At 54.8% G+C, this 10195-nt stretch carries 10 protein-coding genes; 3 read left to right on the top strand and 7 right to left on the bottom strand.

Annotated elements, in window-relative coordinates; all coding sequences use genetic code 11:
• Positions 1-211: 211 nt before the first annotated feature.
• Positions 212-2023, top strand: coding sequence for an ABC transporter substrate-binding protein (locus tag I3V23_02720; protein QPI85920.1), 1812 nt, complete (start codon positions 212-214; stop codon positions 2021-2023).
• Between the two features lie 60 nt (positions 2024-2083).
• Here I3V23_02720 and I3V23_02715 read toward each other — a convergent pair whose 3' ends face one another.
• From I3V23_02715 to I3V23_02705, 3 genes are all read right to left on the bottom strand, one after another.
• Positions 2084-2797 (bottom strand): DUF502 domain-containing protein, encoded by a 714-nt coding sequence (locus tag I3V23_02715; protein ID QPI85919.1) that lies wholly within the window; start codon positions 2795-2797, stop codon positions 2084-2086.
• Positions 2798-2891: 94 nt separating this feature from the next.
• Positions 2892-3803 (bottom strand): pseudouridine-5'-phosphate glycosidase, encoded by a 912-nt coding sequence (locus I3V23_02710; protein ID QPI85918.1) that lies wholly within the window; start codon positions 3801-3803, stop codon positions 2892-2894.
• A gap of 2 nt (positions 3804-3805) precedes the next feature.
• A complete protein-coding gene (locus I3V23_02705; protein QPI85917.1) occupies positions 3806-4696 on the bottom strand; it encodes a kinase in 891 nt (296 codons plus the stop codon).
• A 220-nt stretch (positions 4697-4916) separates the two neighbouring features.
• Between I3V23_02705 and rpsB the strand changes: the two genes are divergently transcribed.
• Both rpsB and I3V23_02695 read left to right on the top strand, forming a co-directional pair.
• Positions 4917-5708 carry a 30S ribosomal protein S2 gene (rpsB, locus tag I3V23_02700; GenBank protein QPI85916.1) on the top strand — a complete coding sequence of 264 codons (792 nt, stop codon included), beginning with the start codon at positions 4917-4919 and terminating at the stop codon, positions 5706-5708.
• A 109-nt stretch (positions 5709-5817) separates the two neighbouring features.
• Entirely contained in the window at positions 5818-6693 is an 876-nt protein-coding gene (locus tag I3V23_02695; protein QPI85915.1) for an elongation factor Ts, read from the top strand.
• A 310-nt stretch (positions 6694-7003) separates the two neighbouring features.
• Here I3V23_02695 and I3V23_02690 read toward each other — a convergent pair whose 3' ends face one another.
• The 4 genes from I3V23_02690 to I3V23_02675 form a co-directional block, all read right to left on the bottom strand.
• Positions 7004-7753, bottom strand: a complete 750-nt coding sequence (locus I3V23_02690) for an autoinducer binding domain-containing protein (GenBank protein ID QPI85914.1) — start codon at positions 7751-7753, stop codon at positions 7004-7006.
• A gap of 192 nt (positions 7754-7945) precedes the next feature.
• A complete protein-coding gene (phoB, locus tag I3V23_02685) occupies positions 7946-8632 on the bottom strand; it encodes a phosphate regulon transcriptional regulator PhoB (protein QPI85913.1) in 687 nt (228 codons plus the stop codon).
• Between the two features lie 22 nt (positions 8633-8654).
• Positions 8655-9368, bottom strand: a complete 714-nt coding sequence (phoU, locus tag I3V23_02680) for a phosphate signaling complex protein PhoU (GenBank protein ID QPI85912.1) — start codon at positions 9366-9368, stop codon at positions 8655-8657.
• A 22-nt stretch (positions 9369-9390) separates the two neighbouring features.
• A complete protein-coding gene (locus tag I3V23_02675; GenBank protein QPI86655.1) occupies positions 9391-10179 on the bottom strand; it encodes a phosphate ABC transporter ATP-binding protein in 789 nt (262 codons plus the stop codon).
• Positions 10180-10195: the final 16 nt, after the last annotated feature.

The following is a 10195-nucleotide window of genomic DNA, read 5'->3' as shown; positions in this document are numbered from 1 at the left end:
CCGCTGCCGCAGAGAAAACCCCAAAAAAAACGCCGGCACAAGGCCGGCGCAAGTTATTGAGGCAGGTTTCATACAGGCAAGAAACCTATCGAGCAGTGCCCTATGTATAATCATGTTTGCGGTAGAGTTCCAAGAGAAAAGTTTGCGCTTCTTGCGCCAAGCCCCTAGCATTGTTCCTATAATTCATAAGAAAACGGGGATTGTTTTCAAAATGGCACGAGTTTGTTTCACACGTTTGGGGGTATGGGTGGGGGCCGCGATTGTCGCTGTGTCAACCGCACATGCCGAACCGCAACATGGCATTGCTATGTATGACGAGCCTGCCCTCCCACCAGATTTTGTGCATTTGCCCTATGCAAATCCAGATGCGCCGACAGGCGGGCGGATCGTGACAGGCGAGGTTGGGGGCTTTGACAGCCTCAACCCGCATATCCGTTTGGGCAGCACGCCATGGCAATTGCGGTTCTTGGCATATGAATCGCTTTTGATCCGCTCTTGGGACGAACCGTTCACGCTTTACGGCCTGTTGGCCGAATCGGTAGAGGTTGATCCTGCGGGGTTTTGGGTTGAGTTCACGCTTAACCCTGCGGCGCGATTCTCGGATAACAGCCCTGTCACAATGGAAGATGTGATTTGGTCATACGAGACTTTGGGCACCGAAGGGCATCCGCGCTATCTGAATGCGTGGCAGAATGTCGAAACAATCGAGGCGCTTGATGAGCGCCGCTTGCGGATCACGTTCAAGGAAGCTGATCGTGAAATGGCGCTGATCATGGGCCTGCGCCCCATTTTGAAAAAGGCGCAATGGGACGGGCAAGATTTTCAGGCCTCAGGTTTGGATGTGATCCCCATCGCTTCGGCCCCTTATGTGGTTGATGATTTCGAGGCGGGGCGTTTTGTGTCCTTACGCCGTAATCCTGATTATTGGGGGGCGGACTTGCCCGTGCGCCGTGGCACCAATGTGATTGATGAAATCCGCTTGGAATTCTTTGCCGATGGCAATGCGATGTTTGAGGCGTTCAAAGCGGGTATCGTGACGACAATGCGCGAAACAAACGCGGCAAATTGGGCTGAGAATTATCAATTCCCCCGCGTGCAATCAGGCGAGGTTATTCTTTCCGAAGTGCCGCATCAGCGCCCCTCTGGAATGAATGGGTTGGTGATGAACACGCGCCGCGCGGCCTTTTCCGATTGGCGCGTCCGCGAGGCGATGATCCAAGCCTTTAATTTCGAATATATCAATCTCACCTTGAATGGCGGGGTCGAGCCGCGGATTACCTCTTATTTCTCAAACTCGCCCTTGGGCATGCGCGATGGGGCGGCCACGGGCCGTGTGGCCGAGTTCCTTGCGCCGTTTGAGGCGGATTTGCTGCAAGGGGCGCTTGAGGGCTATGCCCTGCCACAAACCGATAGCACCGAGGCCAATCGCGCAGGCATTCGCCGCGCAATGGCGCTGCTTGAGGAGGCAGGATATCGCGTTGAAAATGGCGTGATGCAGACGCCTGAAGGGGCGCCTTTTACCTTTGATATTCTGCTCTCCCAAGGGTCGACCGAGATGCAATCCATCGTGAATATCTATGTCGAGGCTTTGGCACGGCTTGGGATTGTTCCCACAGTCACAACTGTTGACAGCGCACAATATCGCGAACGGATTGATAATTTCGACTTTGATATGACCGATATCACCCGCGGTCTGTCGCTAAGCCCGGGCAATGAGCAGCGGCTTTATTGGGGCTGTGATTTGGCGGAAACCACAGGATCACGCAATTTGATGGGGGCCTGCCATCCTGCGATTGAGGCGATGATTGACCAAATGTTGACCTCGGCAAGTCAAGAGGATTACCGCGCGGCTGTCCACGCTTTGGATCGCGTGCTGATGAGCGAGCGTTATGTGATCCCATTTTGGTATTCGCCAATCAGCCGCTTGGCGCATAATGCAGAGCTGAAATTCCCCGACTACATCCCGATTTATGGCGATTGGATCGGATGGCAGCCCGATGTCTGGTGGGTAGAGGCGCAATAAAAAAAGGGGCGGTCGAAGAGCCGCCCTTTTTTAGTGTTTTAGGCTGATGCGGTCGCGGGTCTATTTTGCGGTCTTGGACGCGGCCATAGCCTCGACCGCTTTTTTTGCATCCTTTCCATTAGGGTAGACAAGCCCCGCGGAAATGATCAGCTTTGCTGCGTCCTCGACAGTCATATCCAGTTCAATCGTGTCCTTGCGAGGCACAAAGAGCAAAAAGCCTGATGTCGGATTTGGTGTAGTGGGCAAAAACACGGAAATCAGATCATCGCCAAGCTTTTCGGCTACTTCGCCTTTGGCCTTGGTCGAGACAAAGGCGATGGCCCAGATACCTTTGCGCGGATATTCGACCATGCAGGCGCGGTCAAAATTCTGCTCGCCTTGTGCCAAAACAGTTTCGACAATCTGTTTCAGCCCTGAATAGACAGAGCGCACAAGCGGGATCGACAAAACCAAACTTTCGGCCCAACGGATCAGCGAGCGGCCAATGAGGCCCTTGGCAATCCAGCCAACAATCACCGCAAAAACGAGGAAGGTCGCCACGCCAAGGCCGCGAATATCAACCTGAAGGCCCGTATAATGTTGGATCAAAAAAAGCGGGTTATAGCGGCCTGGAATAAAGGGCAAAACCCAACTGTCGATCCATCCGATCAGCGTCCAGACCAACCAAATGGTCACCGCAATCGGGGCAATGACCACCACGCCTGTAAAGAAATTATTGCGTAGGGCGGCCAAGATGCCGCGGCGTGGGGGTTTGGGATTTTCGGGCAATTGCATGATGCGGGGGCGCGTTGGGGAACCGTTAAATCTGTGTTGATCAGATGTAAGGGGGTTTCGTTAACCTTACAAGAGGCAAGGGGCGGCGGGGTCGTCAGGGTTCCATTGCCATGGCCAGCGCAATCTGCGCGCCAAGGCGCGCATTGTTACGGATCAGGGCAATATTGGCTGCAAGGCTTGCCCCTTGGGTGGCCTCTAGAATTTCAGCGAGAAGAAAGGGGGTCAGTGCCTTTGCGGTGATGTTCTGTGCATCGGCCTTGCGCACCGCATTTTCGATCACAGGCGCAAGGGTTTCGGCGGTGATTTCATCCGCCTGAGGAATTGGGTTTGTAACCAATTGCCCGCCATTCAGCCCCAATGTCCCGCGCATCAGATGGGCGCGGGCGATCTCTTGGGGGCTGTTCATTTGCAGGGGCGCGCGAATGCCACTGTCGCGTGACCAAAAGGCAGGGATCATCTCTTGGCCATAGGCAATGACAGGCACGCCCAATGTTTCGAGCGTTTCAAATGTTTTGGGCAAATCTAAAATGGCCTTTGCCCCCGCACAGACCACCGTCACAGGCGTTTCGGCCAGTTCTGGCAAATCGGCAGAGATGTCAAAACTGTGCTCCGCCCCGCGATGCACGCCCCCAATGCCCCCCGTAGCAAACACGCGAATGCCTGCAAGATGGGCGCAGATCATGGTTGCGGCCACTGTGGTGCCACCTGTCTGGCCAAGAACAAGCGCCGCCGCCAAATCAGCCCGCGAAAGTTTTGCAGCCCCCGTGACCTGCGCAAGGTTGCGCAACTCTGCCTCGGAAAGCCCAATTTTAATTTCCCCCTGAACCACTGCGATTGTGGCAGGCACCGCACCCTGGTCTCGAATTTCGGCCTCAACGGCCTGTGCGGTTTCAAAATTGGCGGGGTAGGGCATGCCATGGGTGATGATGGTGCTTTCAAGGGCAACCACAGCGCCGCCTGTCTTTAGGGCATGCGCAACATCCGGGGCTATGGTGAGGGGAAGCATGCTTAATCCTTTCCCGCCACATAAGCGGCGGCTTCGTTGAGTGCAAACATTTGCGCCTCTTGACGCGATGCACCACCGGTTTCGGCGGCGATATGGGCGGCCATGAACCGATCCCCTGCACCTGTCGCGCGGGTGGCGGTGACCTGTGGTGGCGTGCCCGTTACTTTTTCGGCACCCGCCTTGGCGTCTACAGTCAGGCCCGCACCATCGGTCACGATCACGCGCGCCGCCCCCGCCGCGATCAGCGCATCTGCGGCCTCTGTGGCCGAGAGGTCAGGCGCTTGCCCTGCAATCAAACAGGCCTCACGGCGGTTGACATAAAGGCTTGCCATTGGGTGATGCAAAAGCGGGCAAAGACGCGTGGCCTTGCCGGGTGATGCGGGCGCAATGCGTAAATCCGCCGCCTGAAAGGCAGGGGCATCCGCAATATAAGCCAAAAGCGCCTCGGTCAAATTGCCATCAAGCGCCACTACGCCTTGATAGGGGGCCGCGGCATCCCCCAAGGGGCCATGCTCTAGGGGGGCTAAAATCTGCGCGCCTGCGGCCTCAAGGCCATGTGCATCGGCGATGGCAGCCATCACTTGGCCTTGCGCCTCAATCGCCATGTAGTGGTCGGTCGGCCATTCAGAGCTGCGAAAAACATGGTCGCAATTCATGCCGCGCTTTTCGCAAAAGGCCAGCAAATCCGCGCCTTCGGCATCACGCCCGATCATGGTCAGCAAAACGGGCTGCATCCCATAGGCGGCAAGCCCGATGGCAATATTCAACGCCACCCCGCCAGGGATGCGCGTAACACGCCCCGCAACATCATCGCCAAGGGCCATTGCCGTATCTGTGCGACCAATCACGTCCCACAGAACCGATCCGATGCAGATAATGCTGTTTTTTGTCATGGCTGCGTCTCTATCCCGCCTATCGGCCTACGTCTATGCCCCAGCAGTGCTGTTGCAGATGGCCCTTGCGGGCAGGGGGAAAATGCCCTAAAGCGCGCCTGTCCGAAAGGGCAATTCACAGGCGAGGGCGGGTCGCATAGGGGAGACATCCCTATCGATCCACCGGTTGGGGCACGGCCCCTGATCCCTCGCTCAGGCGCAAACCGGAAAGGAAACTATTATGGCGCTTCCTGATTTTTCTTTGCGTCAGCTTTTGGAAGCTGGCGTTCACTTTGGTCACCAGACCCATCGTTGGAACCCTCGCATGGCTCCGTATATCTACGGCGACCGCAATGGGATTCACATTCTTGACCTGACCCAGACTGTTGACCTGCTTGAGCAGGCTTTGGTTGCTGTGCGCGAAACTGTTGCCAAAGGCGGCAGCATCTTGTTCGTAGGCACCAAGCGTCAGGCACAGCGCCCCATTGCCGAAGCGGCAGAGCGTTGCGCACAGTATTACATGAACCACCGTTGGTTGGGCGGCACGCTGACCAATTGGCAGACTGTTTCCAACTCGATCAAGCGTTTGAACGAGATTGATGAAGCGATGCAAAATGGTATTGAGGGCCTGACCAAGAAAGAGCGTCTTGGCATGGAGCGCGATCAGGCGAAGCTGCAAGCCTCGCTTGGCGGTATCCGCGAAATGGGCGGCCTGCCTGATCTGATCTTTGTGATTGACGTCAACAAAGAAGACCTCGCCATTGCCGAAGCCAACAAGCTGGGCATTCCCGTTGTGGCGGTTGTTGATAGCAACTGTTCGCCCGCAGGCGTGGATTACGTCATTCCTGGAAATGATGACGCGGCGCGTGCCATCAGCCTTTACTGTGATCTGATCTCGCGCGCAGCCCTTGATGGGATGAGCGCGCAGATGGATGCAGCTGGCGTTGACCTTGGCGCAATGGAAGAGACTGTCGAAGAAACCTTGGCCGAAGCAGCACCTGCTGAAGAAGCCGCAGAAGACGCTTCTGCCTAAGGGGTTCTAAGTTTGGCGGGGAAGCGCGCCTTTCCCGCTCGACTGACATATCTGTGACATATCGGCGGGGCATATCCCCGCCTGACTTACAAATCAGGAGATTCTCACCATGGCAATTACAGCTGCAATGGTAAAAGACCTGCGCGAAGCAACTGGCGCAGGCATGATGGACGCAAAAAAAGCGCTGACCGAAACCGATGGCGATTTTGACGCCGCGATTGACTGGTTGCGCACCAAAGGTTTGGCGAAGGCGGCCAAGAAATCTGGTCGCACTGCGGCCGAAGGTTTGGTTGCTGTTGCTGTTTCAAACGGCAGCGCGGTTGCGGTTGAAGTGAACTCGGAAACCGATTTCGTTGCGAAAAACGCTGAATTCCAATCCATGGTTGCAAGCATCGCGCAAGCGGCGCTTGACGTGGATGATGTAGATGCGTTGAAAGCTGCGGATATGGGCGGCAAGCCTGTTGAAACAGTGATCACCGATGCGATTGCGAAAATCGGTGAAAACATGGCGCTGCGCCGCATGGCAAAATTGTCGGGCCAGACGGTTGTGTCTTATGTGCACAACGCCGCGGCTGATGGCATGGGCAAGATCGGCGTTCTTGTCGCGTTCAATGGCACCGATGAAGGTTTTGCCCGTCAGGTGGCGATGCATGTTGCAGCAGTGAACCCTGCATCCTTGTCTACGGATGATCTGGATCCTGCGATTGTGGAAAAAGAGCGTCAGGTGCAAATCGACATCGCGCGTGAATCTGGCAAGCCAGAGGCTGTCATCGAGAAGATGATCGAAGGCCGTATGCAGAAATTCCTCTCCGAAGTAACCTTGGTGAACCAAGCCTTCGTCATCAACCCAGACTTGACTGTCGCGGCTGCAGCGAAAGAAGCGGGTGTTGAGCTGACAGGGTTTGTGCGCCTTGAGGTTGGTGAAGGCATTGTGGTGGAAAAAGAAGATTTCGCCGCAGAAGTTGCGAAGGCCGTCCAAGGCTAACTCCGCACCAAATTGCGAAACAATGAAGGGCAGGGGGCAACCCCTGCCTTTTTTCTTGTTAAATGAAAACGGCGTCACTCAGGGACATGAATGACGCCGCCAACAGCCCGCTTTTAATTTGGGGACGCGGGACTGACAGGTTGCTCTAGGTACAACCTGTATGTGCCTGCGGGGGACACCGCGCGACACATAGCGTTATTATATTCAATTTAAGAACATTCGACACTGAGGAATTCCTCAGGGCTGACCATGGTCACGCAACTGTGAGATAGGTTAAAAATTGGTTAATAAACTTGCTCTGCGATCAATCTCAAATAAAAATTTGATTTAAAACCAGTGCCTTAGCGGCGGCTTGCGCAGTTGTGTCAGCCTGTAGCACATCTCGTGCGCCGCGTAGATGTTTCTCAACCGTTGTTACATTTATCTCCATGGCAAAGGCTATCTCGCGCATGGTGCGTCCCTTGATTACCAATTCCAACGCTTCGCGCTGTCGTTCGGTTAAGATTCGCAAATGTGGCGATACGGGCAGTGCAGTGGCGCATAGGTGAAACAGATGACAATAGCCAAAGATAGCTGCACCATATTCATCCCAGATGTCGATAAGTGTCTCTTGGGTCATATGTTCTGCGCCGATCAATCCGAATTCCGCATTTGCCGCATGGTGGCGCTGTGGCAGCGAAACTGTATATCCCGCTGTAATCGCGTGAGCCGCAAAAAGCTCATATAATTCGCGCTCGGCACGAGATAACGCGGTTCCATCAGGTGTCGCTGATGACAGATGTGTCCAAGGTTCTGCACCAGTGTTGGACATGGCCCATTTGACGATAGGACAGACGCGATAGAGATTTTCGCCAACATAGCCCGCAACCAACGTTTTAGGGCAGTTGTGCAGGATACGGTTGTCATGCGCGTGACCCGTTTTGCCAAATTCAGCAGCAATTGGGTTGGTGGCATATATGAAACAGCGAAAGCCGTAAGACGTCAGCATCTCTTGATGAAGCGTGACCAAGCTCTCGGCATCAGCGCAGGCTAAGTAACGCGCAGTTCGTGCATCAACCATAACAACCCCCAAGTTTAGCGAATTGAATGTATCTGCGCGGGGGGATGGCTGTCGAGCGAATATTATTTCTTCGTTAAATTAGGTGGTTGCGTTGCTTTATTGAAGTGATCCTGCGTGTTTCCGCATTACAATAATTAACATAATCATGATTATCGGATAAATGGATAGGCGCAAAATCTCGCGCCCCTCTGATCACCCAAGAGCGTATCCGGCGCCGCGCACAGTGCGAATTGGGTCGCCCTCGCCCCCGCCTCGCAGCGCCTTGCGCAGACGGCCAACATGAACATCGACTGTGCGACTGTCGACATAGATATCGCGGCCCCAGACGCGGTCGAGTAATTGTTCACGGCTCCAAACGCGACCAGGACGTTCCATGAAGGCGGTCAGCAAACGAAACTCAGTCGGCCCAAGATTAATCTGTGCTTCACCGCGGAATGCGCGATGTGCGCTGGTGTCGAGTTTGATATCCTCATATTCCAATGTCTCCCCCACCGAAGATGGCCGTGTGCGGCGCAACTGGCTGCGGGTGCGGGCCAGAAGTTCGGCCAAGGAATAAGGTTTCGTGACATAGTCATCTGCGCCCGTCTCAAGGCCGCGAATTTTGTCGACCTCTTCGGATCGCGCAGAAAGCATGATCACAGGTATCCGCGCCGTTTGCGTGCCTGACTTTAACTGACGACACACTTCGATGCCTGACACATTGGGCAGCATCCAATCCAAGATAATCAAATCGGGCGGTGTTTCGCGCGCGATAAGCAATGCCTCATCACCGCTATCGGCGGTCAGCACGTCAAACCCTTCGGCCGCGATATTATAGGCCAAAACCTCGCGCTGTGCGGGTTCGTCTTCGACAACCAAAATTACGGGGGAATGTGCCATGTTACGCTACTTTTTTGTTGGATTACGACTTGTTAGAGGATTCAGAGATCACATCTTGCTTGGGGCGGATATCCTCAGGCATTGCGCCTGTTACGAGATAGACCACCTGCTCTGCAATCGAGGTGACGTGATCCCCCATGCGCTCAATATTTTTTGCCATAAAATGCAAATGCATACAGGCCGTAATTGATCTTGGATCTTCCATCATAAAGGTCAGATATTCGCGGAAAAGTGCAGAATAAATCTGATCAATTTCAAGATCGCGCTCGCGCACATCTTCGGCCAAGCCCAGATCCCGTTGGATATAGGCATCAAGCACATCTTTAAGCATCAGTTCCACCTCGCGCGCCATTCGGCGCAGTGAGGCAGTTGCGCCCTCAATCGGGGGCTGCGCCATCACCGCATGGCTGCGCTTGGCGATGTTTTTGGAATAATCCCCAATCCGTTCCAAATTGGTCGAGACGCGGAAAACAGAAAGCACCGTGCGCAAATCGGACGCTGTCGGCGAGCGCAAGGCCAAAATGCGCGCGGCTTCCTCGTTCACTTGGGTTTCCAAGGCATCAATGGCCGCGTCCCCTGCCCGCACCAGATCGGCCAGTTCAGGGTCGCGCGTGTCCAAAGCCAAGACCGATTTATGGATCGAGTCCTCGACCAACCCGCCCATCTTCATGATCCCCGCCTGAATGCTCTCTAGGTCGCGGTCAAATGAGGAAACGATATGTTCATTCGTGTTCATGGCAGCCCTTCCAAGCCGAGAATTAGCCGATACGGCCCGTGATATAGCTTTCGGTGCGCGGGTCTTCGGGATTGGTGAAAATCTTTGAGGTGTCGTCAAATTCAACCAAGTTTCCTAGGTGGAAAAACGCGGTCTTTTGGCTGACGCGTGCGGCCTGTTGCATCGAGTGGGTTACAATCACGACCGAATAATTGCTGCGCAGCTCGTCAATCAATTCTTCCACCTGCGCGGTCGCGATAGGGTCAAGCGCTGAACAAGGCTCGTCCATCAACAAAATCTCAGGGTTGGTGGCCACAGCCCGCCCGATACAAAGGCGCTGCTGCTGCCCGCCCGATAGACCCGTTCCCGGGGCATCAAGGCGGTCTTTCACCTCATCCCACAGGGCCGCACGGCGCAAACTTTTTTCGACAATCTCGTCTAGATCAGCCTTGCTGCGGGCCAAGCCGTGAATGCGCGGGCCATAGGCCACGTTTTCGTAAATGGATTTCGGAAACGGGTTTGGTTTTTGGAACACCATCCCCACCTTGGCGCGCAATTGCACAGGGTCAACGCGGCGGTCGTAAATATCCTCGCCATCAATGCGAATATCGCCCTCAATACGCGCAATCGAGATGGTGTCATTCATGCGGTTCAAGCAGCGCAGAAAGGTCGATTTTCCACAGCCTGACGGCCCAATAAAGGCGGTCACAGTTTTATCGAGAATGTCGACATTCACATCCTTAATCGCATGGGTGTCGCCATAATAGACCTGCACATTGCGCGCGGCGATCTTGATGGCATCCTCGCCTGCAATACGGGTGTCGAGTTGCATATTATTCACTTTCGTC

It is taken from the genome of Rhodobacterales bacterium HKCCA1288 (assembly GCA_015693905.1).
Lineage (GTDB): Bacteria > Pseudomonadota > Alphaproteobacteria > Rhodobacterales > Rhodobacteraceae > M30B80.
The sequence above is the reverse complement of the archived record's forward strand: the minus strand, read 5'-3'. Positions and strand labels throughout refer to the sequence as shown.

Coding starts and splice junctions, on each gene's coding strand:
- phoB (QPI85913.1), bottom strand. CDS start 8,632: ATGGCACATTCCCCCGTAATTTTGGTTGTCGAAGACGAACCCGCACAG.
- I3V23_02675 (QPI86655.1), bottom strand. CDS start 10,179: ATGCAACTCGACACCCGTATTGCAGGCGAGGATGCCATCAAGATCGCC.
- I3V23_02695 (QPI85915.1), top strand. CDS start 5,818: ATGGCAATTACAGCTGCAATGGTAAAAGACCTGCGCGAAGCAACTGGC.
- I3V23_02720 (QPI85920.1), top strand. CDS start 212: ATGGCACGAGTTTGTTTCACACGTTTGGGGGTATGGGTGGGGGCCGCG.
- I3V23_02705 (QPI85917.1), bottom strand. CDS start 4,696: ATGACAAAAAACAGCATTATCTGCATCGGATCGGTTCTGTGGGACGTG.
- phoU (QPI85912.1), bottom strand. CDS start 9,368: ATGAACACGAATGAACATATCGTTTCCTCATTTGACCGCGACCTAGAG.
- rpsB (QPI85916.1), top strand. CDS start 4,917: ATGGCGCTTCCTGATTTTTCTTTGCGTCAGCTTTTGGAAGCTGGCGTT.
- I3V23_02710 (QPI85918.1), bottom strand. CDS start 3,803: ATGCTTCCCCTCACCATAGCCCCGGATGTTGCGCATGCCCTAAAGACA.
- I3V23_02715 (QPI85919.1), bottom strand. CDS start 2,797: ATGCAATTGCCCGAAAATCCCAAACCCCCACGCCGCGGCATCTTGGCC.
- I3V23_02690 (QPI85914.1), bottom strand. CDS start 7,753: ATGGTTGATGCACGAACTGCGCGTTACTTAGCCTGCGCTGATGCCGAG.